The sequence below is a fragment of the Nostoc foliaceum FACHB-393 genome (genome assembly GCF_014698505.1).
Lineage (GTDB): Bacteria > Cyanobacteriota > Cyanobacteriia > Cyanobacteriales > Nostocaceae > Nostoc > Nostoc foliaceum_A.
Map to the genome: position 1 here is coordinate 1 of NZ_JACJTD010000016.1, position 23,016 is coordinate 23,016.

24 protein-coding genes and 2 pseudogenes are annotated in these 23,016 nt (G+C 42.0%); 9 read left to right on the forward strand and 17 right to left on the reverse strand.

What is annotated here, in order from left to right; genetic code table 11:
• Positions 1–190 (reverse strand): annotated as a pseudogene (locus H6G92_RS14895) (photosystem II q(b) protein); the annotation flags it as partial.
• 348 nt (positions 191–538) lie between these two features.
• Here H6G92_RS14895 and H6G92_RS14900 point away from each other — a divergent pair.
• Positions 539–1,300: a hypothetical protein gene (locus H6G92_RS14900; protein ID WP_190894448.1), complete on the forward strand. Its 762-nt coding sequence runs from the start codon at positions 539–541 to the stop codon at positions 1,298–1,300.
• On the opposite strand, the gene urtE is transcribed toward H6G92_RS14900, so the two are convergent.
• The 3 genes from urtE to H6G92_RS14915 form a co-directional block, all read right to left on the reverse strand.
• Positions 1,263–1,961: an urea ABC transporter ATP-binding subunit UrtE gene (gene urtE, locus H6G92_RS14905; RefSeq protein WP_109007390.1), complete on the reverse strand. Its 699-nt coding sequence runs from the start codon at positions 1,959–1,961 to the stop codon at positions 1,263–1,265. The genes H6G92_RS14900 and urtE overlap by 38 nt on opposite strands.
• Before the next feature lie 107 nt (positions 1,962–2,068).
• Complete coding sequence (locus tag H6G92_RS14910) at positions 2,069–2,371, reverse strand: type II toxin-antitoxin system VapC family toxin (RefSeq protein ID WP_242059141.1); 303 nt, start codon at positions 2,369–2,371, stop codon at positions 2,069–2,071.
• 17 nt (positions 2,372–2,388) lie between these two features.
• Positions 2,389–2,670 carry a hypothetical protein gene (locus H6G92_RS14915; protein ID WP_190894449.1) on the reverse strand — a complete coding sequence of 94 codons (282 nt, stop codon included), beginning with the start codon at positions 2,668–2,670 and terminating at the stop codon, positions 2,389–2,391.
• A gap of 155 nt (positions 2,671–2,825) precedes the next feature.
• Between H6G92_RS14915 and H6G92_RS14920 the strand changes: the two genes are divergently transcribed.
• Positions 2,826–3,074 (forward strand): Uma2 family endonuclease, encoded by a 249-nt coding sequence (locus tag H6G92_RS14920; protein ID WP_190894450.1) that lies wholly within the window; start codon positions 2,826–2,828, stop codon positions 3,072–3,074.
• Positions 3,075–3,092: 18 nt separating this feature from the next.
• Here H6G92_RS14920 and urtD read toward each other — a convergent pair whose 3' ends face one another.
• From urtD to H6G92_RS14955, 7 genes and pseudogenes are all read right to left on the reverse strand, one after another.
• Positions 3,093–3,839 (reverse strand): urea ABC transporter ATP-binding protein UrtD, encoded by a 747-nt coding sequence (gene urtD, locus H6G92_RS14925; protein ID WP_190894451.1) that lies wholly within the window; start codon positions 3,837–3,839, stop codon positions 3,093–3,095.
• Positions 3,814–4,932, reverse strand: a complete 1,119-nt coding sequence (gene urtC / locus H6G92_RS14930) for an urea ABC transporter permease subunit UrtC (RefSeq protein WP_190894452.1) — start codon at positions 4,930–4,932, stop codon at positions 3,814–3,816. The genes urtD and urtC overlap by 26 nt, the downstream gene beginning before the upstream one ends.
• Before the next feature lie 105 nt (positions 4,933–5,037).
• The gene (gene urtB / locus H6G92_RS14935; RefSeq protein WP_190894453.1) at positions 5,038–6,198 is read right to left on the reverse strand and encodes an urea ABC transporter permease subunit UrtB; all 1,161 of its coding nucleotides are present in this window, start codon (positions 6,196–6,198) and stop codon (positions 5,038–5,040) included.
• Positions 6,199–6,403: 205 nt separating this feature from the next.
• Positions 6,404–7,720 (reverse strand): urea ABC transporter substrate-binding protein, encoded by a 1,317-nt coding sequence (gene urtA, locus H6G92_RS14940; protein ID WP_190894454.1) that lies wholly within the window; start codon positions 7,718–7,720, stop codon positions 6,404–6,406.
• 198 nt (positions 7,721–7,918) lie between these two features.
• Positions 7,919–9,064 (reverse strand): NAD(P)/FAD-dependent oxidoreductase, encoded by a 1,146-nt coding sequence (locus H6G92_RS14945; protein WP_190894455.1) that lies wholly within the window; start codon positions 9,062–9,064, stop codon positions 7,919–7,921.
• A 40-nt stretch (positions 9,065–9,104) separates the two neighbouring features.
• Positions 9,105–9,898: pseudogene (locus H6G92_RS14950) on the reverse strand (IS5 family transposase).
• A 110-nt stretch (positions 9,899–10,008) separates the two neighbouring features.
• The gene (locus H6G92_RS14955; RefSeq protein ID WP_190894456.1) at positions 10,009–10,902 is read right to left on the reverse strand and encodes an isopenicillin N synthase family dioxygenase; all 894 of its coding nucleotides are present in this window, start codon (positions 10,900–10,902) and stop codon (positions 10,009–10,011) included.
• 86 nt (positions 10,903–10,988) lie between these two features.
• Between H6G92_RS14955 and H6G92_RS14960 the strand changes: the two genes are divergently transcribed.
• The gene (locus H6G92_RS14960) at positions 10,989–11,573 is read left to right on the forward strand and encodes an Npun_F5749 family FMN-dependent PPOX-type flavoprotein (protein WP_190894457.1); all 585 of its coding nucleotides are present in this window, start codon (positions 10,989–10,991) and stop codon (positions 11,571–11,573) included.
• Positions 11,574–11,655: 82 nt separating this feature from the next.
• On the opposite strand, the gene cysE is transcribed toward H6G92_RS14960, so the two are convergent.
• The 3 genes from cysE to H6G92_RS14975 form a co-directional block, all read right to left on the reverse strand.
• Positions 11,656–12,420 (reverse strand): serine O-acetyltransferase, encoded by a 765-nt coding sequence (cysE, locus tag H6G92_RS14965; protein WP_190894458.1) that lies wholly within the window; start codon positions 12,418–12,420, stop codon positions 11,656–11,658.
• Positions 12,421–12,633: 213 nt separating this feature from the next.
• Entirely contained in the window at positions 12,634–13,125 is a 492-nt protein-coding gene (locus H6G92_RS14970) for a hypothetical protein (protein ID WP_190894459.1), read from the reverse strand.
• 394 nt (positions 13,126–13,519) lie between these two features.
• Positions 13,520–15,181 (reverse strand): DUF3352 domain-containing protein, encoded by a 1,662-nt coding sequence (locus tag H6G92_RS14975; protein ID WP_190894460.1) that lies wholly within the window; start codon positions 15,179–15,181, stop codon positions 13,520–13,522.
• Positions 15,182–15,338: 157 nt separating this feature from the next.
• Between H6G92_RS14975 and H6G92_RS14980 the strand changes: the two genes are divergently transcribed.
• Both H6G92_RS14980 and hrcA read left to right on the forward strand, forming a co-directional pair.
• Positions 15,339–15,671, forward strand: a complete 333-nt coding sequence (locus H6G92_RS14980; protein ID WP_190894461.1) for a rhodanese-like domain-containing protein — start codon at positions 15,339–15,341, stop codon at positions 15,669–15,671.
• Positions 15,672–16,116: 445 nt separating this feature from the next.
• Positions 16,117–17,268 carry a heat-inducible transcriptional repressor HrcA gene (gene hrcA, locus H6G92_RS14985; RefSeq protein ID WP_190894462.1) on the forward strand — a complete coding sequence of 384 codons (1,152 nt, stop codon included), beginning with the start codon at positions 16,117–16,119 and terminating at the stop codon, positions 17,266–17,268.
• A gap of 29 nt (positions 17,269–17,297) precedes the next feature.
• Here the strand turns inward: hrcA and H6G92_RS14990 are convergent, their stop codons facing one another.
• Positions 17,298–18,080: an ABC transporter permease gene (locus H6G92_RS14990; RefSeq protein ID WP_190894463.1), complete on the reverse strand. Its 783-nt coding sequence runs from the start codon at positions 18,078–18,080 to the stop codon at positions 17,298–17,300.
• Between the two features lie 277 nt (positions 18,081–18,357).
• Here H6G92_RS14990 and H6G92_RS14995 point away from each other — a divergent pair, with 277 nt between their 5' ends.
• Together H6G92_RS14995 and H6G92_RS15000 are read left to right on the forward strand one after the other, a co-directional pair.
• Complete coding sequence (locus H6G92_RS14995; RefSeq protein ID WP_190894464.1) at positions 18,358–18,981, forward strand: exopolysaccharide biosynthesis protein; 624 nt, start codon at positions 18,358–18,360, stop codon at positions 18,979–18,981.
• A 60-nt stretch (positions 18,982–19,041) separates the two neighbouring features.
• On the forward strand, positions 19,042–19,575 hold the full coding sequence (locus H6G92_RS15000; RefSeq protein WP_190894465.1) for a hypothetical protein: 534 nt from the start codon (positions 19,042–19,044) through the stop codon (positions 19,573–19,575).
• 115 nt (positions 19,576–19,690) lie between these two features.
• Here H6G92_RS15000 and H6G92_RS15005 read toward each other — a convergent pair whose 3' ends face one another.
• Positions 19,691–20,245 carry a hypothetical protein gene (locus H6G92_RS15005; protein ID WP_190894466.1) on the reverse strand — a complete coding sequence of 185 codons (555 nt, stop codon included), beginning with the start codon at positions 20,243–20,245 and terminating at the stop codon, positions 19,691–19,693.
• Between the two features lie 131 nt (positions 20,246–20,376).
• Here H6G92_RS15005 and H6G92_RS15010 point away from each other — a divergent pair, with 131 nt between their 5' ends.
• The gene (locus tag H6G92_RS15010; RefSeq protein ID WP_190894467.1) at positions 20,377–20,967 is read left to right on the forward strand and encodes a thioredoxin family protein; all 591 of its coding nucleotides are present in this window, start codon (positions 20,377–20,379) and stop codon (positions 20,965–20,967) included.
• A 31-nt stretch (positions 20,968–20,998) separates the two neighbouring features.
• Here H6G92_RS15010 and H6G92_RS15015 read toward each other — a convergent pair whose 3' ends face one another.
• Positions 20,999–22,336: a cytochrome P450 gene (locus tag H6G92_RS15015; protein ID WP_190894468.1), complete on the reverse strand. Its 1,338-nt coding sequence runs from the start codon at positions 22,334–22,336 to the stop codon at positions 20,999–21,001.
• Between the two features lie 82 nt (positions 22,337–22,418).
• Here H6G92_RS15015 and H6G92_RS15020 point away from each other — a divergent pair, with 82 nt between their 5' ends.
• Positions 22,419–23,012 carry a TetR/AcrR family transcriptional regulator gene (locus tag H6G92_RS15020; RefSeq protein ID WP_190894469.1) on the forward strand — a complete coding sequence of 198 codons (594 nt, stop codon included), beginning with the start codon at positions 22,419–22,421 and terminating at the stop codon, positions 23,010–23,012.
• The last annotated feature ends 4 nt before the right edge of the window (positions 23,013–23,016 follow it).

Consider the following 23,016-nt stretch of genomic DNA (forward strand, 5'->3'; position numbering starts at 1 on the left):
GGATTCCATCGATGTCTACTGGAGGTGCAGCGATGAAGGCGATTACGAAGCAAGCTGTTGCGGCTAGCAGGGTGGGGATCATGACTACGCCGAACCAACCGATGTAGATACGGTTATTGGTGCTGGTGATCCAGCTACAAAACCGCTCCCATACGTTGGCGCTTTCGCGACGTTGTAAGGTTGTTGTCATTGTTTTATAAATGCGATTATTTGCGAATGAATTAGGTAGGTTTGACTACCTGTTACACATCTTAAAGAATTTATTTCGTTTTGTAAAGTACTTTCACAAAAAAATTTTTCTTTGGATTTACGCACCTGCAATAGAAAATCCCCAATCCACTAAAAAAGGGGGTGTATGAACCTCTAATCGTTTTCCTGGTAAGCTTTTGCCAAAATAGCAATCAAGATTGTCGCTGCCCATCTTCTACGTAGCGATGATTGGCTAAGATTTCCCAGCCATAGTTTTAGATACAATGGGGATTCCTAATCGCCCTGAAGACGGGTTGCGGGTTCGATTTAAGACTCAGTAAAATCTTTTATGGCACCTTCTATAGAGATAAATTTGCCTGAAGGAGTTTTGCAACGCTTGCAAACAGCGAGAGATATCGTCAACCAAAGCGTTAACTCTTTCAGTAACTCAGTCCAACAAGCTGGACAGTCTTTGCAGGATACAGCAGCTACCACGACCGATAGGGCAATTAATACAGTTACTACAACTCTTGAACAAGCTAAAGGTTCTTTAGAACAAAGTTGGCAACCGATTGATCAATTTAAGAGTACAACATCGGGAGCAGTAAAAACAGCAATTAGTTCTTCTGTTAATGATTGGCTGACACAACAACCTATAGTTTATCGGTTAGTTCAAATACTAGGTTTGGCAGCTAATCACCCAATTATTAGCTTAGTAATTCTGCTTGTCGCACTTGCTCTCATCTGGAGCATCATCAAAGCAATTGTTCGCTTGATTGAAACAGCTAGTTGGTCAATACTCCAAGTTCCGTTAAAATTGCTTCAGGCTTTGATGAAAGTTAGCTTTTTATTCTTAACTAAAATTGGCAGTTCTGCTATTCATCGAATCACACCTACTAAAACGATTGATAACCTGCCAGCTTTGCCACCTGAAAATTTTCAACAAAATAAGCAACAACGATTGGTAGAAATTTCTAGTCGCTTAGAAGCAATTCAAAAGGAACAAAATGAGCTTTTGCAAGAAGCCGCAAACTTGATTGCTTCCGACAGTATTGATATAGAAATTTCAAAAATTAAACAGCTAAGAAGCGTTGAATCACATCTTGGCTGAGTTCGGCTGTGGAACCGGAAGCGACAATACCACCTTTTTGCATAGCGTAATAGTAATCAGCCTGACGGACAAAGTGCAAATGCTGCTCTACCAATAAAACTGAAATACCTGTGGTTTCGACAATGCGACGGACTGCGGCTTCAATTTCTAGGATGATGGAGGGTTGAATACCTTCAGTGGGTTCATCTAAGACGAGTAGTTGAGGTTCTCCCATTAGAGCACGTGCGATCGCTAATTGTTGCTGCTGTCCCCCACTCAAATCGCCACCCATCCGCGAAAGCATGGTTTTTAACACCGGAAATAAGCTAAAAACTTCCTCTGGAATTTCTGCTTTTTTTACTGGTTTGCGTCTGGCTTCCAACCCCAGCAGTAGATTTTCTTTGACTGTCAACCGGGGGATAATTTCTCGTCCTTGGGGGACATAACCAATTCCCAACTTTGCCCTTTGGTCTGGAGATTTTGAGTTGATTAATTCTTCAGCTAAGTTAATAGTACCGCTGCGGGGTTTGAGTAAACCCATAATTGTTTTGAGTAAAGTAGATTTCCCTACGCCATTGCGTCCAATTAGGCAAACCATTTGCCCAGATGGTACGCTTAAATCTACATTGCGGAGAATGTGGCTTTCGCCGTAGTAAACGTTGAGGTTAGAGATTTTTAGCATTAGAAATTACGTAGATATTAAAATTTCATGCAGAGGTAGAGCGCAGTATTAGCTTACTGACCCTAACAAACGAGTAAAACCTTCTTGCTCAAAGTGTTTATCAGTTGTTAATGCCTACATAACGAATAGGTTTTATCGTGTCTTGATAACAATAAATCTATTGCTTCTCGATGTAGCGGCTCATCAACCCATACAATTTGAACGTTTGAATTGTTGATTAGTTCAAGGCTGTATGACAGTACAGTTGAACGGGAAAAGCCTCGAACTAATGCTAGAGCCACTAATTCTGCTAGAACATAGTTGTGCGTAAGCCGAGTTCTGCTTGTAGTAGAAATCAGTTCAACTGCTCTTTCATGTTGTGGTTCATCTTTATGGAGAAAGCAGAGCAATCCTGACGTATCAAGCAGCATAATCTATATTCCAATACTTAAAAGTCATTGGCGTAAGCTTTTGCCAAGTCAGCATCAATGCTTTCATTGTCTATACCGGTGACATAACCCAAGCTAATTGCACCTGCATAACCAAGTAAACGTTGACGTGCTTCTTCTGGCTGAGTTTCGGGTTGTAGCTTTGCACCAGTCAGAAGACCATCCTGCCTACCAAGAGATGTCACAATCAATTCTGCTACTGAAAGACCTACGGCATCAGCTTGCTGCTGCAAAGCTGCATAGACATCATCACTTAATTCTAGTGTTAGCAGTTGGCTCATAGGAATAAACAATTTCAACTAAAGCTAGGGAAATTATAGCTTTTCTCCACTAATATTCTGAAGCGGTTCGGCTGATTATAGTATGTGGTAGTCTGTGCAGGGTAAGAAGGCAAAGCAAATGACCCAAACGACGAAAACCCAAAAACTGCTGACCTTTGAAGAATATCTTAGTTTGTGATTATCGCTACAAGCGGACGGAGTATGCCGCTAGGGAAATATTAGAGTACTGGATTGTTGACCCACAGATGCAACAAATTATGATTTGCCAGTGGGTGGAGGGACAGTATGAGGATAAGGTATTTACAGGTGCTACTTGCATGGAATCACTAGTAATTGTTGATTTGGTGCTAACAGTAGAGCAGGTGTTTAACAGCGCAAATCGACCAGAATTACCAAGCGAATAGAAAATGGAGTCGAGTTTTTCATTCTTCCTGTTTTCCTAAATATACTTCAATCACGCGTGAGTCATTTTGAACTTCCTCAAAATTCCCTTCGCACAGCACAGAACCTTCGTGTAACACTGTTACTTTCTTGGCAATTTGACGCACAAATTCCATATCATGTTCAATTACTAAAATTGAATGACTTTGCGCTAGCGCTAAAAGTAATTCGCCGATGTTATAGGTTTCTTCATCTGTTAAACCCGCAACGGGTTCATCAACAAGTAATAAATCTGGAGACTGTGCTACTAACATCCCAATTTCCAACCGTTGCTTTTCGCCGTGGGAAAGTAAACCTGCTCTGATATCAGCTTTAGGAGTTAAACCGATGGTTTCTAATAATCCTTTAATATTATTCTTTTCAACAGCATTAGAACGTTCAAACAGAGTAGAAAAGACATTTTTCTTCTTGTTACTGGTTATTTCTAGATTTTCGCGGGGCGTTAAATTCAGGTAAATTCGAGGTGTTTGAAACTTACGCCCAATTCCCAATCGCGCAATTCGATATTCAGGTAAAGAACGTAGGTTTCTTCCTTTGAATAAAACTCGTCCAAGGGTTGGTTGCACTTTCCCGGTAATCACATCCAGAAATGTTGTCTTTCCCGCTCCATTGGGGCCAATTACTACCCGTAACTCACCTACATCCATGCTAAAGTTAAGCTGATTTAGCGCCCTAAATCCGTCAAAATTAACAGTTACGTTTTCAGTTTCCAATATTTTCGCGTTCATGTTGCACTTCGGGGTCTTCTTCCAAGGTGGGATATGTCGCAATTTCTTGACGACGGTTGAAAAAGGAAATATTCTGACTACGCAACCATCCAACTATGCCGTCAGGAAGGACTGTGACGACTATCAAAAATAGTGCGCCTTGGAAAAATAGCCAGATTTCGGCAAATTGTTCACTTAAAAAAGTGCGGGCATAATTTACTAATAAAGTTCCGACAATCGCCCCAATCAAAGTAGCGCGTCCGCCTACAGCTACCCAAATTACCATTTCAATCGAAAAGGCAATATCCATTGCTCTGGGTGATACAGAACCACTCTGAATGGTGTAAAATGCTCCTGCTATGCCTGCGATCGCACCGGAAACTGCAAACACCAACACCTTAAAATCTGTAGGGTCGTAGCCAGAAAATCTTACCCGACTTTCATCATCACGAATAGCTATCAACAATCTGCCAAACCTTCCAGTTGTCAACCAGCGACAAATCCCGTAAGTGGCTGCGAGAAACAGTACTGTCAACGTGTAGAAAAGCAATTGCGTCTTGGCATCGCTGACCGTTGCCCCAAACAAAGTTGTAAAATCTATCAGTCCATTTGTACCGTTGAAAAGTTGTTGTTGACCGTTAAAGAAGTTGAAAAATACGATAGTTCCGGCTTGAGTCAAGATAGAAAAATAAACTCCCTTGAGGCGATTTCGGAAAACCAAATATCCCAATAATCCCGCCAATAACCCTGGAATTAGTACCACACCAGTCATTGTCAAAGGAAAAGAATAAAAAGGTTGCCAAAATGCGGGAAGTTCCGTAACTCCATAAAGCCCCATGAAATCAGGTAACTCACCAGTAGGGACTTGCAGTTTCAGGTACATTGCGATCGCATATCCACCCAAACCAAAGAAAATACCATGTCCCAAACTTAGTAAACCAGTATAACCCCAAATCAAATCGATACCCAAAGCCACAATCGCCAGCGATAAAAATCGTCCCAACAAATTCAGACGAAACTCCGACAGCACCATTGGCATAACAATTATAAGGAAGAGTGCGATCGCAACCACTACCCCCACCTCAAGTAATAACCCTCTTCCCCTTTTCCTCATTCTCTGCGTCCTCCCTTCGGGTTCACCAGTCGCCTGCGGTTCGCGTCAGCGTCTCGTAAGAGAGGGAAACCCTCCCGCAGCGCTGGTTCACTGCGTCTCTGCGGTTTAAACATCAATAGTACGTCCCTTCTGTGGAAAAATCCCTCCAGGCTTCCACTGTAAAAACACAATAATCAGCGCAAATACCATCACCTTCGCCATACTCGTCGTTGCAAAAAAAGTAAATAAATCAGCCAAAGGTTTAACAGGACTCAACAACAAAGCCAGAGTCCCAGAACCAATTAAAAAATTAGCCGTACCAATCCCCAAAGCAGCCACAATCGTACCTGCTAAATTGCCCACACCCCCAACGACAACAACCATAAAAGTATCAATAATATAGTTTTGTCCCGTATTTGGCCCTACAGAACCGAGCAAACTAATCGCACATCCAGCCACACCAGCTAAACCAGAACCCAGTGCAAAAGTAATCGCATCAACCTTTTGAGTTGGGATACCCAAACAAGCACTCATACTCCGATTTTGTGTCACAGCCCGAATTTTTAAACCCCAGCTAGAACGTTGTAAAAATAAATAAATTCCCGTCACACAGATTATTGTTAAACCAATAATAAATAACCTGGCAAAGGGTAATTGTACACCACCCAAAGATATCCCTGCTTGTAACCAAGTCGGTGCTGTTACATCCACATTTTGAGCACCAAACCAAGGTTGAGTTGCTGCTAGTTGATAAGTTTGACTCAATAAATTGCCCGTTGTGATTGTCACCCCCAGCGATAATAAAAATATCACGGCTACAATCCAGTTACGAACTCTTCCCAAATCTGTGTGGGAATTTAAAATCCATAAACCTCCAAAAAATAATAGAGAAAACAAAGCTATGCCAATTATTAATACCCAATTCACACTGCGAACAAACTGCTGAAAAATTAAACTAACTCCCCAAGTTGCCAAGAGAGTTTCTAGAGGCCGTCCATAGAGATAACGAATCACGCCTCTTTCTAGAATTAATCCCACAGCAGCCGTGAAAATAAAAGCGATAATCAAAGCCAAAAATATATAGACTTCAAACCATACTCCGCCCAATTGCTTACATATATTTTGCACAACAAATGTTGTATAAGCGCCGAACATCATCAATTCACCATGCGCCATATTGATAACGCCCATCAATCCAAATATAATAGCTAGTCCTAACGCGGCAATCAATAATACAGCGCCAATACTAATGCCATTAAACACAGCTTCTAAAAATCCTGCTAACACTTTTTTCCTCACTACTTATTCGTAATTACCTGTAAAGTGTGTCACGGCACGAGTGAATAAACATAGCGGCAATAAATATTTTTACCGTAACCCACTAAGATAAAGGGTGCGTTGCGCTTCGCTAGAAGGCACCCTATAAAGTTAAAATTGACTAATTCGTAATTTGTAATTAATTACGAATTACGAATTACGAATTACGGATTATTTAGGCTTTCTTGTATTTACCACCCTTAGCCGGGTCAGTCCAATCACAAGCAAATCCCTTAGTCTCTTTTACAAATTGATTCCAAGGAACTGGCTCAACGGCGTTCGGAGTAGCATAGACAATATCAAACAAACCATCTTGCCTAACTTGACCAATCCGCACAATTTTGGATATGTGATGATTAGCATCCATTGTTACTTTACCTTCAGGTGCATCTAGAGTTTGACCAGATGCCGCAGCCCGTACTTTCTCTAAATCAGTAGTACCAGCTTTTTCTACTGCTTGCTTCCACAAATAAACGGCGATATATGCTGCTTCCATTGGGTCATTGGTCACCCGATTTTCACCGTACTCTTTCTTAAAAGCTGCAACAAACTTCTTATTAGCAGGTGTGTCTACTGTTTGGAAATAGTTCCAAGCTGCATAGTGACCTTTGAGATACTCTACACCAATTGCTTTTACTTCTTCTTCGGCAATGCTTACAGACATAGAGGGATATTTTTCTGGTGTCAATCCAGCCCCTTTCAATTGTTTGAAGAAAGCAACATTGCTATCACCATTTAAAGTGTTATAAATCACGCCACCATTGGGCAAGTTTTGCTTGATTTTAGTTATAATTGGTGTAACTTCTGTATTGCCAAGGGGTAAGTAATCTTCACCAACCGTTTTTCCACCTAAAGCTTCTAGTTGAGCTTTAATAATTGTGTTAGCTGTCCGGGGAAAAACATAGTCTGAGCCAACTAAGAAGAATTCTTTGCCCTTATTTTTTAATAGCCAATCAACAGATGGTTCAATTTGTTGATTTGGCGCAGCACCAGTGTAGAAAATATTTTTAGAACACTCCTGACCTTCGTACTGCACAGGATACCAGAGCATATGATTTTTGCTCTCGAATACTGGTTTCACGTTCTTGCGGCTAGCAGAAGTCCAACAACCAAAAACTACAGTGACTTTATCTTGATCTATTAGCTTGGTTGCCTTTTCTCTAAAAGTATCCCAGTTAGAAGCACCATCTTCGGTAACTGCTTCAATTTGTTTACCCAAGATACCACCAGCGGCGTTAATTTCTTTGATTGCTAATTTTTCAGCATCGACAACGCTTTTTTCACTAATAGCCATTGTGCCACTAAGGGAGTGCAAAATACCTACTTTGATGGTGCCACCAGCAGTAGCAGCAGCTGGAGATGCAGCAGGAGGTGCAGCTGGACTCTCTGTAGCAGTTGGGGAATTATTCGCGCAAGCCTTCAGAAAAAAGCTGCTTCCAAAAGTTAGAGAACCGTAGATCAAAAACTTGCGTCTGTTAAATTGTCTTCTCATATCTTGATAAATTTTCCTCTTGATGAATCAACTAACTTAATAGAAAGCTGACAATATCAAACTTTAAAGTGTGATGATAGTGCGATAGTTTACTAGTAAAAAGTGACTTCTTATACAAAATGCCTAATTTTTGTAATAAAAAAATAACTTTATAATATTAATCTTTGTTAAGCCTAGTATTGTGATGTGAAATTATTGTCAACGATGAAGAGATAGCTGGACAATAATCTCATCTTCCTTGCCAGATGCAAAATTAGCAAAGCGCTTTGCCAAAGGTGGTATAATCACCAAAGGATTGCTAAACCCAGAGAATAGATGAACGCTCTCAAATCCTGGGATAGTAGCAATTAAGGGCAGGTGATCGCTACTAAATGCCACCAAGCAATGATGCCAAATTCCTGGTAAATTCTCCAAAGGTGGCAAGATTTGACCAATACTTCTTCGCAACCATTTTTCACTTTCCTTTGAGTTTACCTTGGCATAAGGATCTGTGAGAACGCGGCTAATTTGACCGATGCGAAAGCTACCATCTTGAAACTGAATCGCACCCGCATCTAAAATTGGCGGTGCTGGCTCATTACCTAGTTCATCCCACAATTCATCAACTTGAGTAGATTCAGCTTCTAGTTGAAATCGTTGCAGATTAGCTGGCATAACTAAGGTGCGTAACTGCACATCCACGGGTGGAGTTTCAATGATTTCCGCGTGAGTAAAATACAGCTTGACGGGAATACCAGCAGATTTTAGTAGTTGGCGGCTGAGTCCACCCGCACAAATGGCAATTTTAGCACTGTAGAAAGTTCCAATAGTTGTTTTTACAGCATCTTGCAGGACTTGTAAGACTTGGCTAATCTGCATTTCACCCCCAGCACGTTCAAAAGCTTGGATGTAAGCTTGTGCTGTTTTTTCTGGATTGATATGACCGTGTTTAACAGTTAAAGCACCAGATATCGCCTCTCGATTTAGCTGCGGTTCCAACTCACAAGCTTCTTGTACACTCAGCAAACGAGGTGGAATGGCAAAATGATTATATGATGCAGCAGTTGCTTCTGGGTCACTATAGGCAGAAATAGTAAGTAATAAATCTAATTCCCGAAACTGGATATCAGCATCTAACTCTTGAGATAGGATATGGTAGCGTGCGATCGCTTCTTCGCACAATAGACGAGTTAGTGGTGTAGTCCCTGACCAATAAGCAAGTCCACCATAACTATAGCGAGTTGCATTCTGTGGTGTGCCGTATTGCTCCAACAAAAGTACAGAAAAACCTGTTTTTACTAATTCGTATGCTAGTGCAGCACCCGCAACTCCACCGCCAACCACAATCCAGTCGTAGGTTTTCATATTAAATGTCTTTCTTAGAGACCATTTATAAAGTAAATCTTTAGATGACTAGACGACGTAGCATAATACGAGTCATAACGGCATATATGGCAGCTTCGCTCATTTCAGGGAGACGCTCATAATCCTTACTGAGACGGCGGTACTAGTTAAACCAAGCAAATGTTCTTTCTACTACCCAACGTTTAGGCAAAACCTTAAATTCTTGATCAGTACGCCGTATAACTTCAACATGAGCTTGAATCATCAGCCAAACTGAAAGCGCAAATTTATCACCGTCATAACCGGAATCAACCCAGATAACTTCAACTTTATCTAGTAATTCTGGATGCTCCTCTAACAGTTCCATCAAAGCGTAAGCGGCAAGTACTCTTTCTGGGGCGTTTGCTTCACTAACAATTACTTTCAACAAAAGCCCCTGGCTATCAACCAAAGTCTGCCGCTTTCTCCCTTTTACCTTTTTGCCTCCATCAAAGCCGCACACATCCCCCTTTTTTCCGTCGTTTTTACCGACTGGCTATCAGCAGCGATCGCGCTTGGTTGTGTTGATCTACCTAATTTTTCACGAACTTGGTCACGCAGTGTGTGGTTTAATTCTTCCCAGATGCCTCTGCGCTGCCATTTCCGATAGTAACTGTATACCGTTGAGCTTGGCGGAAAGTCTCCTGGGAGCATATCCCATTGACACCCCGTTTTCAAGTGATAGTAGATTGCATTGCATACTGCTCGCATATCAGTTGTGCGGGGATGTCCGCCTAACTTAGCTGGTGGAATTAGAGGAGCAAGGATTTCCCACTCCATATCATTTAAGTCCGTCGGATAAGACTTTCGTGTCATGAGCAAGTATGTAAATACACTACATAGAAGGTATCCTATCGTTGTAAGAACTCTTTTGTATTCCCCTTTAGATTTACTTTATAAATAGCCTCTTAATTACGAATTACGAATTACGAATTACCATAAGTTGCTTGTAAACGACTTAAAAGATATTCTCCCGCAAGGATAGGCGGATAAATAGGCGATTGTTCTTTCTGGCCACTCTCAAGACAAGCTATTTCTGTATCATCATTAGGATGACAGAAAAAAGCGATAGAATAACGGGACTGGTTTACCCTGCGATCGCAGGGAATCATCACTCGATGTTTGGTTGAGCAAAACATATCATTTGTCCACCGTTGCATTAAATCGCCAGTATTAACTACCACAGTATCAGGAATCGCAGGCGCGGCAATCCACTCTCCAGATGCTGTCTGTACTTCCAACCCACCAACGTCATCTTGGAAAAGTAAAGTAATACTGCCATAATCGGAATGCTCGCCAGCACGCACCTGTTTAGGTTTTGGTGGTGTCTGCAATGGGGGATAGTGGAGTAAGCGCAACGTATGATTTTGTTGATTGTGTCTTTTTATAAAAAAATCCTCTGGCAATTCCAACGCCAAAGCATAAGCTTGTAAGACTGTGTTAGCAAGTTCTGTGCAATTATCATAAAAGGCGAAAATAGAAGTATCTATTTCTATAGTCGCTTGTTTGTTTACATTAAACGCCTCTTTTAAGTCGCCTGGTTTGTTGGGGTCAAGACGTTCTCTCTCAAGACCAACGTATCCTATATTATTAAACTCATCACTCCAAGCTTGCTTCTGCTTAACTTCTAAGGGTAAATTGAAGAAATGTTTGCTGTAAGTGAATACTTGCCTGATTATGTCTTTTGATTTTCCTGAATTCTGCAAGTACATGAAGCCAATTTCATGGCAAGCTTGATAAATTTGTTTGATAATATTTTGCCGAGTTATTGTGTCGCCATTGGTAAACGCAGTTAAATCTATTATGGGAATTGTAACCATTTATTTATAATTAAAAAATTAAAAAATTTGTGTTTTTGTTTTGTTAACAGTAGTATACTCAATACCTATAGGTACGGAAATTTACAATGACTCTTGCTCCTTGGCGAAGCGCGATCGCCCATGCACTCCATCGCAACCGCAGCCTTGTTTATGCCCGTTACCTCCAACTAGCAACGGTTCAGGCTAACGGTCGTCCCGCTAATCGTACCCTAGTCTTTCGCGGTTTTCTGGAAGATACAAACCAGCTAAAATTTATCACCGATAACCGTAGCGCTAAAACCGACCAGATACAGCAACAACCTTGGGCAGAAGTTTGCTGGTACTTCCCCAATACACGCGAACAATTCCGAATCACTGGCTGTTTGACTCTGGTAAGTAATGATGATTCGCACCAAGATTTACAGCTAGCCCGCATTTCTATTTGGCAAGAACTGAGTGATGCTGCACGTTTACAGTTTGCTTGGCCTCATCCTGGTAAACCTAGAGTCCTGGAATTAGAAGCCTTTGAGCCACCAGCACCCGACCCAGTGCAGCCAGCGTCTAATTTTTGCCTACTGCTACTCGACCCAGTGCAGGTAGACCACTTAGAATTACGCGGCGAACCACAAAATCGAAGATTTTATCGCCGCGATGAAAATCAAAAATGGTTTTGTGAAGAAATTAATCCTTAATTTTGTCAGTTAGGAGTTATGAGTTGGAAGGTGCAAGGATAATTTTTATTCCTCACTCCTCACTCTTAACTCCTAACTTTATTTAAATACCCGCACCATCTAGAAACTGCTGTATTGCCTTATCTTTAAGGCTACACACAGGAGCATTTTCTGATAAATCAGCTTGGTTAGAAGCTACACAACCTGCCAACACAAGAGTTTTTTCAGAAGAGTTGGTGCGCTGAAGAGTTTGTATTTGTTCTTCCAGTGCCTCAATCCGGTCTACTAAAGCACGAATTACTTCAGCTTCTGAATCTGGTAAGTTATTGTGTTCAAGAGGTGCAACCCGGACTCCAGAACGATATATAATCCGCCCAGGCACACCCACTACAGTACAGTCTGAAGGAACATCCCTCAGAACAACAGACCCAGCGCCAATACGGACATTATTCCCAACTTGGATATTGCCCAGCACCTTCGCTCCAGCGCCGACTACGACATTTTCGCCCACAGTGGGATGGCGCTTGCCACATTCTTTACCAGTACCCCCAAGGGTGACACCTTGATAAATTAGGGCATAGTCTCCCACGATCGCAGTTTCACCAATTACTACACCCATCCCGTGGTCAATAAACACACTTTGCCCAATGGCCGCACCAGGGTGGATTTCAATTCCAGTCAAAAACCGAGCCAAGTGAGAAATCAGGCGGGGGATAAAGGGAAGACCAACAGTATACAGCCAGTGAGCCAGCCTATGGAATAGCAGGGCTTGCAAACCAGGGTAACAAAATAAAACTTCCAACCAGTTACGGGCAGCTGGGTCACGTTCAAATATGATACGAAAGTCAGCACGCAGTGTAGATAGCACGAGATAGCACCCTCGGAAAGCACAACAAGCTACTCTCCCATATTATCGTCTCAGGCGTTACACCTAATAATTGCAAATGGGACATTGGGCATTGGGAAGAGGACTTAGGGACAAGGAGAAGGGAAAGACTTGTTGTAAGTTATTTCACTTATAAGTCACCTTATCCCCTTGTCTCTCCTACCCCTCTGTTCCCTCATCTCCCCACTCCTTACTTCATTTCTGCTCCACCGTCAGAGTATAATCACGCTTAACCCCAGGGTTAAATGTACCCACCCAAACCCGATAGGTACCATTTTTCCAGTTGCGATCGCTAATGCTAGCATCTTTACTTTTGCCAGTGTCATCACCGCAACGAATTGTTGTTTTATCTGGGCCTTGGATGAGTAAAGTGGTGTCGGTGTTGTTGCTATCGATTTGTATTGTCAGCTGGGAAAAGTCCTTTTCCAAAACCATAATGTGATCTGGATTGGGATCGGCAAAGCCAATACAGGCTTTTTGATCGCGATCTCGGTTACTTATGGCAGACAATGAGTAAGAACCACCTGTAAACCCTTGCAGTGTTCCTTGTGCTGGATTAAAGTTTGTAGATAGATTAAGAGTACCAAAATTTGCTGTCTCTGCTATTACTGGCGTAGCTGTGATGGCGGTAAGTATAGCCAACAACCAGCCGCCGCGAAACTGAAGTCGGGGGCGACAGTATTTCATAGTAGCCCTCCAACAGGCTGTTAGATTAGTAATGATATATACATATTCTAATTAAAAAATTCCAGTGAAATTTCAGTTACTTGTGCCACATTAAAATGTGCCACAAGTAATGCCATGAAAAGCAGGCAGCTAATTGCTAGGTTGTTTCTTGATCTAGACAGCAGCTACAATTAGCGAACTTATAATTTAGATGTAATTACCTCTGTTGGTCGGAGGATTTTTTCCCTTAAAGAAAACCCTCGACGGACGACTTTAGATCAGCAGCCAATAGCTATCCAAAGATTAAAAATACAAATAGCAAAGGTTACATAAAATCTATCTAAATATCATGGATCAAGAAAATGCAGAAGGTAAAATTATTTTACCTTCTGCATTTTTAACTTATGTGAAAATATCACGAATTATTGAGTTTGAAGAAAATACCACCTTTGAGCGATCGCGTGTCAGTTCCATAACTACTGACTGTGAGCGATCGCAGATTATCAAAAAACGGTTTCCCTAAAACTTCTACTAACTTGAGAACTGGTACTTGACGCTCTAACAAATTCTGACTCTTTGTCCAGTCAAGATATATATAGCCTTGATTCGGTAGGGGAATCGCAGCAATACTATCTTGGAATTTGGCATTGTCAATTAGGGAATTATCCTTGGTTGTGAGAATTTCATTCATCGTCTCTAAGTCAGATGTGAAAACTTCGTAATTTCCTAAAGTTGTATGCAATCCTCGCACTTTTGTTTCAATACTGAACGATGGTCGCTCTTTGACATCTGCTTTTGTAGTAGCCGTAGTTAACTCTGTCCAAGCAGAGATTTTTTGCTTGTCTATATTCAATGGATTAATGCTGAGTCCGTTGGATGAAGCGATCGCATCTAATCGAGCAACGCCTTGTTCTACACTCTCGGATTTTTCCACCACAAAAATCCAATGGGGGGTTGTTTGTTCTTTATCAGGTAACAATGCTATGGCATATTCTCCCTGTACCCAGCTAAAAATATCCTCTGGTAAGTTTATGCCCCAGCGTTTTTGAACATCCGCTAAAGGTTTTGCTAACCGAGAAACTACATCTTCCCCAGAACCATATATAGTTGCTGTTGCTTGTCTCCAGAGTTTGGCTAAATCACTGTTACCCAAATTACTCAAATTTGAGCCGGAAATTGCCAAACCTGCGGATGCTGGAACATACTGCAATGCTCCTACAGGTTTAGACAGTGGTGAGGATGGGGGGACAATTTCTGATGAAGTTAAAAAGGTGGTTTCTGCTAGTAATCCTTTGGGGTTCAACGCCAGAGAAATTATTTCGCTGTCATAGGTTTGTTCTGGCAGTTCTAACCCTTGCCATTTTGCGACGATGGGAAGATTCAAGAAAGCTACAGCTAAACTCCCTTTGGACAGTTCTTTGGTAGCTTTTTGATATTCGAAGGAGCTAGTCAAATTTAGATCGGGTGCTTGGACATTATTGATAGCATCTCGTAGAACTTTAGGATCGTTGGCAAACAATACAAAGCCTTCACCGACAACAGCACCTGCAAGCAAGTCTTGTTCTGGTTGAGAATTGTCAGAAATCAGCTTTACACCTTTATATTGTTCAACAGCTAAGTTTGCCCCAGCTAAGGCCCGTTTGGAAAACAGCAACTCGACAAACTCGCGGCTTTTCTCCGGTTGCTGGGTTGCTAGTGCTAATAGATACCCTGGCTGCTGTCCGTTTTCTGGATCGCGATCAATATCTAAGGTGGTAATAGCTAATGTAATTTCGTTCCCTAACCAAGGTTGAATATCTTGTTTGTAATCTATACCACTCTTGGCGAATAAACTGGTTTTGAGTTTAGATAGTTCTCCTTCACGCTCCAACGCCTGTAAACGGTCAGGATTCACCAGCAATGAAACCATTGCTGGGGAAAGTTTCGACACGAATATGGCTGCACTAGGCTGGGACGTAGAAGCAATGAGGTTAGCCGGACTTTTGGCAAAAAACCAGTAAAAACTTGCGATCGCAATTACTAGCAGTGCGATCGCACCAGCTACGATAAAACCAATAAATGAGCGTTGCCTATTCACATTAAACCTTTAAAAAAGACGGTTTACAGCCATTTAAGCAGAAAGCCTACCAGGATTTATCAGCCTTCTTGAGAATGGATACTCATGCAAAGGCAGAGATTTTCTGCCACCATAAATAGGATTAGGACTGTTTATAGGGAATTCTTTTAGTTAACCCATGAACCAGATTAGTGTACAAGAACTGGCACAACGTCTTTCTTCTGGTGATGCAAGTATTCAGTTAGTAGATGTACGCGAACCACAAGAATTGGAGATTGCTAGCATTGAGGGCTTTGTCAATCTACCCCTGAGCCAATTTGCCGATTGGGGAGATCAAGTCCCTAACCTCTTCAATCCCCAAGCTGAAACCCTTGTACTATGCCACCACGGCATCCGCTCTGCCCAGATGTGCCAGTGGTTAATTGCTCAAGGTTTTACAAATGTGCAAAATATTTCAGGTGGTATTGATGCTTATTCTGTCTTAGTAGACCATTCAATTCCCCAGTATTAGCTCGTGTTTAGGTGCATTACTCAGATGGAACTTACTCTTCCATCTGGCTTTTGGTATGCTGAAAATAACACCACATTTTAGGCGCTTGCTAGGAAAGCTTGTAAGTTTATCTACTGGTTATATATCTTACAGAACTTTTCGACCCGATCTTATGCTGCGATCACCGCAAAAGTACGTATCCTACAATACTTTTATCAGTGTAGAATTATGCAAAGATAAAGCAAAAAGGATGTTGTCAATTCAAACCCTCAGTTATTGCTGCAAAAGCCTAGATTATATTGAAAGCGCACTTTTCAAGAGTTATGTACTTGAACCTTAAAATTAATTATCACAATATAGTTGTATAATTTGTTATCTTAATAAACTATTAATATTCTTTGGTTTCGATCAATCCAGAAATTTTTCCAGAGTTTGATTAAAATTTGCCTCTAGCAAAACATACCCTATGGAAGTCCAGTTAACAAATCGACAACAGCATATACTTTGGGCAACTGTACGTCACTACATTGCTACGGCAGAGCCTGTTGGTTCAAAGGCTTTGATCGAGGAGTACGATCTGGGTGTAAGCTCGGCGACAATTCGCAATGTGATGGGCGTTTTAGAAAAGTCTGGGTTACTTTACCAACCACACACCTCTGCCGGACGAATACCTTCTGACTCAGGTTACCGCATTTATGTTGACCAGTTAATTACCCCTTCTCTGCGTTCGCGCAGTGTGTCGCAGACAGATGCTACGCGTAGCTTGCTTCCACAAAGTGGTACAGAATATTTAGGGCGAGAAGTAGAGTTGGCACTGCAAAACCGCCTCCAGTGGGAAGATTGGAGTTTAGAAACTCTATTGCAAGGAGCAGCACAAATTTTAGCAACCTTGAGTGGTTGCATTAGCTTGATTACTATGCCGCAAACTACTACAGCACTATTGCGACATCTGCAATTAGTGCAAATTGAAGCGGGGCGGATCATGTTAATTGTAGTGACCGATGGTTATGAGACACATTCCAAGTTGATGGATTTGTCGCCAACACCAGAGGAAACACAACGGGATTCAGAGGTAATCGATCGCGAGTTGCAGATTGTTTCTAACTTTTTGAATAGCCACTTGCGGGGGCGAAGTCTGTTGGAATTAGCCAACCTCAACTGGAGTGAACTAGATCAGGAGTTCCAACGCTACGGGGAATTCTTGAAAAATTCAGTTGCTGAATTGACTCGTCGGACTCATGCGCCGACTGCAACACAAATTATGGTTCGGGGTGTGTCAGAAGTTTTGCGCCAGCCAGAATTTTCCCAGTTGCAGCAAGTACAAACGATTATCCACCTGCTGGAAGAAGAACAAGACCAACTATGGCGATTAATATTTGAGGAACCAGAGCAGGAGGATGTAGGTAAGTCAAGGGTAACAGTTCGCATTGGCGCAGAAAACCCACTAGAACCAATACGTACCTGCACCTTGATTTCTTCCAACTATCGCCGAGGTTCGATACCAGTAGGAAGTGTAGGAGTTTTGGGGCCAACGCGTCTAGATTATGAAAGTGCGATCGCAGTCGTGGCATCTGCTGCTGATTATCTCTCAGAAGCTTTTAGTTATTTTAATCCTTAAATAGCGATTAATTCTATCAGGTAATGTCTCTAACTCGAAGCACTGGTATAAAATCGCAACGCAAACCGCCAAAACCAAGTAGAAGCGAAAAACAGCACTACTGCCAATATTGCCGCACCTATCAACCAGCTAATTTCACTCCTACCCAATAGCGCTTGGGCTGGGACAGTAGTTAAAAATGCTACTGGCATCACAAAGGTGAAGAAAAAACGGTAAGCAGTAGGATATGCTGCGATGGGATATCGTCCAGCTTCCAACAAACCACGCAAAACTTCTGTGACGTTGTATATTTTGACGAACCAGATACTCATCGCTCCCAGCATAAACCACAGGCTGTACAGAATCACTAAGCTGAATAATAATGGCAGCACACCAAGTAGATAGTCGTCTATCCCTACACCGAGGCGTTTACCCGCGTAGCCAATAATCACACTACCAAAAATTAGATCCGGCATTCCCCAAGGTGAAAGGGTATGGGTGGAAAGCCAAAACTGACTGCGGATAGGTTTTAATAATATAAAGTCCAAAGTGCCTTCTTGGACATGGCGGACAATGCGATTTAAGTTCGACGCCAGAAAAGTAGCAGAAAAGCCTTGTAGTAAGGTAAAAAGTCCTAGAACTACTAAAGCTGCTTCCCATGACCAACCACTAAAAGTGTAGCCAGTCCGGTAAAACAAGAATAGTCCAAAGAGGCTACCGACAAGATTTCCCAAGCTGCTGAGGGTAGCTATGAAAAAGTTAATCCGATACTCTAACTCTGCTGCGATCGCAGCACTCCAAAATAGCTTTAGTACTTTCAAATATCTTTGCATCTTGCACCCTTATCCCAATATGTTCCATCTGTCATGACATTTCCATAATTTACACAATAACTTTAAGGAAATTTAATATTACTTTTTATTCAGGAAAATTGCTAAACGTTAAGATGTTGTGGATCTATTGTTGAGAGGTAAGAAATTCTATGGTTCTGGATTTACCAGAACTAGTGAAATCACTCGGCTACTTTGAGGTATGAGCAATTATCTTTGCTGAGTCTGGCTTGTTAATTGGTATATTTATTTACTAAATTTTGCTAAATCCTGGTGATATATGGCTAAACTATCTAACGAATTACAACGCTATTTTTTTGAGGAAGATCGACCCTCAAAAGTAACTTTGACAGAGATTTTACTATTAGCAAAAGAAAGAATTTTTGGATTTTTGCTGATTATCCTGTCTTTACCTTCAGCTTTGCCAGTTCCAGCACCAGGATACTCAGTCCCTTTCGGCATCCTGATTTTCCTATTAGCGGTACAGCTAATCGCCGGTGCCAAAACCCCCTGGCTACCCAAGCGGATGATGAGTCATCCTATCCAACTCACAACAGTTCAGGGATTCTTGAAAGCAGGGATTCCTTGGTTAAAAAGAATTGAAGCGATCGCTCGTCCTCGTCTGAGCTATATCTGTACTACTTTACCTGGTAGAGTGACCATTGGTATAGCGATCGCCTTGATGGCAATTTCTATGATGATTCCGATTCCAGGAACTAATACCCTACCAGCAATGGGGATTTTTGTAACTAGCTTTGGCTTATCGGAAGATGATGGTGCTATTAGCCTGGGTGGTTTAGTTATGTGTGTACTAGGGGCAGTTTTAACTACTTCCATACTATTGGCATTGATTTGGGGTGGTTCCAGTCTTCTTGACATCATCAAGACTTGGCTAGGTCGTTAAATAGCAAAAATACTACTTGAGGGTAATGACACACGAACATCAGAGGTTGATAATATCACGATGGCTCCCTTAAACACCAACCTCTATCTGTTCTTAGAAAATCTCCTCTTTTTCCTAATTGCCACACTTTTTATTGTGGTTGTAAATTGGGGGTGGAAACAGACAAAGCCTTATACTCTACCTCTACCATTTCCCTCTTGGTATAAAATCTGGTTTGGCTCAGTGCAGCTGCTAGGAGTCTTGCTGCCATTAATCGTTATGCTTTTGTGGGGTGTATGGTGGGGCGATGGCAGTGTGTTAACTGTGCTTGGTTGGTATTTTATCGTATTAGGGTTGCAAATCATCTCTGAGAGAGTAACGCTCAGGCAGTTGCAAAATGTAGTGTGGGTGATGGTACCTTATATATACCTGCCTTACCGCTTCTGGCAGTTGTATGAGGGTTTGACACTTTTGGATTCCAAAAGCGAGTTGCAGTGGGTACGATATTTGTTGGTTTTTGAATTGGTGCTGTGGATTGTTAACTATGCCATAGATGTATCTCAATTGCCACGGCTGTTTCGCTGGGAAGTAAAATCAGACTCTGACCTTAGCTAGGGATTAAAATAATTCGTAATTCGTAATTCGTAATTCGTAATTCAGTTTTGTAACAGAGATTTAGACACTGCTACAAAACTTACCGCTTGTTTGCTTTTTACTGAAACCCACAGAATTAGTTAATCGCAGAATTAGCCATTTTTACCAAAGAAGTGCGATCGCCTGCTTTCAACCCAACAATATATTGCACACCCTGTTGTCTCCAAGTCAAGGTAGCATCTGAGCAATTAGCACCACAAGTAAAATCCACAAAATAGCCAGTAATGCCCTTAGCTAAGGATACAGGTTTACCAGTAAGGCGCGGTGTTTTGCGGGTTACAGCTTCAGCAGAAACAATGCCCAAACGACAGGCAGTTCCACCAGTACAATCGGGACTGAAACCCAGTAAAATTTCGTACTTTTTTTGCGTAGCAGCTTCTATAATTGCGTAAATTGGATTTTCCCCATCCGACTCAGGAATAAACTTTGGCAATAAAATCTTAATTTGAGTCTTTTGCTTTAATTTAGGCATAATAGATTTAAAAACTGGGTGTGGCGAGGTTTTACTCTGCTGTGCTATCAATTGAGACTGGTTATTTATAGTAGCTATGGCTGACTTGTGAAAGCTGCCAACACTGACTAGTAAAAATACGGCACACACAGCACTGGTATTTCTGAAGCTTAAAATCATCTTTTAGAACCTATTTCATCTAAAGTATTTATTTGTAATACCCATTTTGGGTATCCAATTACGTATTAAAGAGCGCTTGGAGTCAGCTAAACTGAAGAAGAAATTGCTTAATAAGTTTTAATAATTCTGTTATGAGTACTGATTCACCTGTTAATTCCCCCGATAAGTCTGAATCCACATTAGGGAAGCGTTTGAGAAACTTTTTAATTGTAATGGTAGCGATCGCTCTTAGCGTTGCCCTCGTCTTAGGATTGCGAACTGAAACAACCTCGGCAACTCTAGCTAAATTAAGCGATTCGTCCACACCGTTAGAAGTAGCAATCAGCAATGGCAAACCATCTTTAGTAGAGTTTTATGCTGATTGGTGTACTGTCTGCCAGAAAATGGCACCAGATATCACTCAACTAGAAACAGAGTATGCTGACAAGATGAATTTTGTCATGCTGAATGTGGATAATACCAAATGGCTACCCGAAATGTTGAAATATCGCGTGGATGGGATTCCCCATTTTGTATTTTTGAGTCAGCAAGGGGAAACCATAGCCCAAGCGATCGGCGATCAACCACGCACGATTATGGCTAGCAACTTAGAAGCTTTAGTGACTGGTTCGTCTCTTCCTTATGCTCAAGCTAGCGGCAAAGTTTCCAAATTTTCAGCCCCAGTCGCACCAACGGCTAGTCAAGATGACCCCCGCAGTCATGGTAGCCAAGTGGTAAATTAGCAATAACCGACGACTGAAGTTCGGAGCGGACTTAATGCGATCGCCGACAAAATTTCACTTTTAAGCCATCACGAGGACGAGAAAACGGTAGTAGATCCCTCTCAAGATTTTGTCCAGGGAGCAGTTCCCACTGATAGTTACGGATTAACAAGGCTGCAAACAACTTAATTTCCAGTCTGGCAAACTCTTTACCTAAACATTCTCGGATACCACCACCGAAGGGAATATGGCTAAAGACTTTTTGTTTGTCCTCAGCCCGTTCAGGAGCAAAGCGCTGCGGATCGAAATGTTCAGGCTCAGTATAAATATTCTGATCTTGATGAGTCTCCTGAATTTGGTAATGTACATTCCAGCCCTTGGGAATTAAGTACCCACCAAACTCGCACGCCTCAATCACCTCCCTAGAACCACTGCGAACCACTGGAGGGGTGAGCCGTAAAACTTCTTTGAGAACTTGCTCTAGGTAGGTCATTCGCTTGAGGTTTTCTTGAGTAAGCGGTTCTATGAAGCCTAGCTGTTGTTGTTCTGCACGAGCAGCTTTTAACACTTCTGGATGCTGGGCTAGCAGCAAACATAAGGAAGTCAGTGCTGAAGTCAAGGTTTCATGTCCAGCGACTAGCAATGCCAAAACGTTATCTTTCACTTCCTTTAAACTCAAACAATTTCCCTCCTCGTCTCGCGCTTGCAACAAGATTCCTAAGACATCTAGATTTAAGGCAGGATTTTGCTGGCGTTGATGGATCATCCGATCAATCTTGGCGAGAAGTTGCTCACGAGCATGTACTGCTCGATCAAACTTACCTCCAGGCAATCGCATCGGAATTGATAACAATCCTTCTCCCCAAGTCTCATAGACTTTTTCTAAGTTCTCATCTGAGGCTGTATTAACTCCCACTAACAACTTACAAGCAATATCAAGGGTGTATTTTTTCAGTTCAGAATACCAAGTCATTTTACCCAAGCGTTCCCATTTGTGCAGATAGCTGCGGGTTATTTCCTCCATTACCCTGACATACCCTGCTAAAGCTCTTGGTTGGAAAGCTTGTGACAACTGCTTACGTAGATTTTGGTGAGAGATGCCATTTTTCATCCCTATAGAACCTGCCCCCAGTAACACCTCAAAACTTAAAGGGTTGGTCATCGCCAATATCTGGCCCTCGCTAGTGAATAGAAAACGGCTGGCTTCTGCCCCAATCAGGACAATTGTTTTCTGACCCAACAAATGGGTTTTGAAGATTGTTCCATATTGCTGCTGTCGCTGCTTAATAAAACCTCCTGGATCGCGCAAATAGCTAATTGTTTCGCCAACGATGGGTAAACCCAAGCTACCAGGGGGTAAAGGGAGGCGCTCTGTAGAAAAAGTTGTCATTTTTATTGTGGGAAAAAAGCTATTATTTTAGTTACGAAACAGTATCGTAAATTTATAAAAGTATGTCAATCGGAAAAATTTTATGAATGAATCTGTCAAAAACTCACCCGGACGACCCCGGAGTATGCGATCGCATCAAGCCATCCTGAAAGCGACCTTAGATTTGTTAGGGGAAGTGGGATATGAACGCATGAGTATTGAAGCGATCGCAGCCCGTGCTGGGGTAGGTAAACCCACTATCTATAGGCGTTATAGCTCCAAAGAAGAACTCGTAGCAGATGCGATCGAAAACTCAAGGGAAGAGATATTAATACCAGACACTGGGACTCTCTGGGGCGATCTTGAGCTAATTATTGAGAGTGCCGGCAGAACCACCCTCACCCCCTTGGGTCGTCAGATCAAAGCCTTGATTATCAGTACAGCCTCCAGTAGCCCACAGTTTGCCCAGGTCTACTGGACAAAATATCTACAACCCCGACGCCAAGCGTTCCGGGTTGTGATTGAGCGTGCAAAAATGAGAAACGAAATCCAGGCTGACACAAACAGCGATTTAATCTTTGACCTAATGAGTGGAGCGATGCTCTATGCCCAAATCTTCCCTCCCACCTCTGAGCCGTGGGAAGCATATATTCACCGTGCCCTAGAGCTTTTTCTCAAAAGTAGCTTAAATCCGTAATCCC

Excerpts from the sequence above, each read along its gene's own strand:
- H6G92_RS14995 (WP_190894464.1), top strand. The coding sequence starts at position 18,358 with ATGGCTAAACTATCTAACGAATTACAACGCTATTTTTTTGAGGAAGAT.
- urtE (WP_109007390.1), bottom strand. The coding sequence starts at position 1,961 with ATGCTAAAAATCTCTAACCTCAACGTTTACTACGGCGAAAGCCACATT.
- urtC (WP_190894452.1), bottom strand. The coding sequence starts at position 4,932 with ATGAGGAAAAGGGGAAGAGGGTTATTACTTGAGGTGGGGGTAGTGGTT.
- H6G92_RS14915 (WP_190894449.1), bottom strand. The coding sequence starts at position 2,670 with ATGAGCCAACTGCTAACACTAGAATTAAGTGATGATGTCTATGCAGCT.
- H6G92_RS15020 (WP_190894469.1), top strand. The coding sequence starts at position 22,419 with ATGAATGAATCTGTCAAAAACTCACCCGGACGACCCCGGAGTATGCGA.
- urtA (WP_190894454.1), bottom strand. The coding sequence starts at position 7,720 with ATGAGAAGACAATTTAACAGACGCAAGTTTTTGATCTACGGTTCTCTA.
- H6G92_RS14960 (WP_190894457.1), top strand. The coding sequence starts at position 10,989 with ATGACTCTTGCTCCTTGGCGAAGCGCGATCGCCCATGCACTCCATCGC.
- H6G92_RS15010 (WP_190894467.1), top strand. The coding sequence starts at position 20,377 with ATGAGTACTGATTCACCTGTTAATTCCCCCGATAAGTCTGAATCCACA.
- H6G92_RS14970 (WP_190894459.1), bottom strand. The coding sequence starts at position 13,125 with ATGAAATACTGTCGCCCCCGACTTCAGTTTCGCGGCGGCTGGTTGTTG.
- H6G92_RS14910 (WP_242059141.1), bottom strand. The coding sequence starts at position 2,371 with ATGCTGCTTGATACGTCAGGATTGCTCTGCTTTCTCCATAAAGATGAA.
- H6G92_RS14980 (WP_190894461.1), top strand. The coding sequence starts at position 15,339 with ATGAACCAGATTAGTGTACAAGAACTGGCACAACGTCTTTCTTCTGGT.
- H6G92_RS14990 (WP_190894463.1), bottom strand. The coding sequence starts at position 18,080 with ATGCAAAGATATTTGAAAGTACTAAAGCTATTTTGGAGTGCTGCGATC.
- urtD (WP_190894451.1), bottom strand. The coding sequence starts at position 3,839 with ATGAACGCGAAAATATTGGAAACTGAAAACGTAACTGTTAATTTTGAC.
- H6G92_RS14945 (WP_190894455.1), bottom strand. The coding sequence starts at position 9,064 with ATGAAAACCTACGACTGGATTGTGGTTGGCGGTGGAGTTGCGGGTGCT.
- H6G92_RS14900 (WP_190894448.1), top strand. The coding sequence starts at position 539 with ATGGCACCTTCTATAGAGATAAATTTGCCTGAAGGAGTTTTGCAACGC.
- H6G92_RS15000 (WP_190894465.1), top strand. The coding sequence starts at position 19,042 with ATGGCTCCCTTAAACACCAACCTCTATCTGTTCTTAGAAAATCTCCTC.
- H6G92_RS14955 (WP_190894456.1), bottom strand. The coding sequence starts at position 10,902 with ATGGTTACAATTCCCATAATAGATTTAACTGCGTTTACCAATGGCGAC.
- hrcA (WP_190894462.1), top strand. The coding sequence starts at position 16,117 with ATGGAAGTCCAGTTAACAAATCGACAACAGCATATACTTTGGGCAACT.
- H6G92_RS15005 (WP_190894466.1), bottom strand. The coding sequence starts at position 20,245 with ATGATTTTAAGCTTCAGAAATACCAGTGCTGTGTGTGCCGTATTTTTA.
- H6G92_RS15015 (WP_190894468.1), bottom strand. The coding sequence starts at position 22,336 with ATGACAACTTTTTCTACAGAGCGCCTCCCTTTACCCCCTGGTAGCTTG.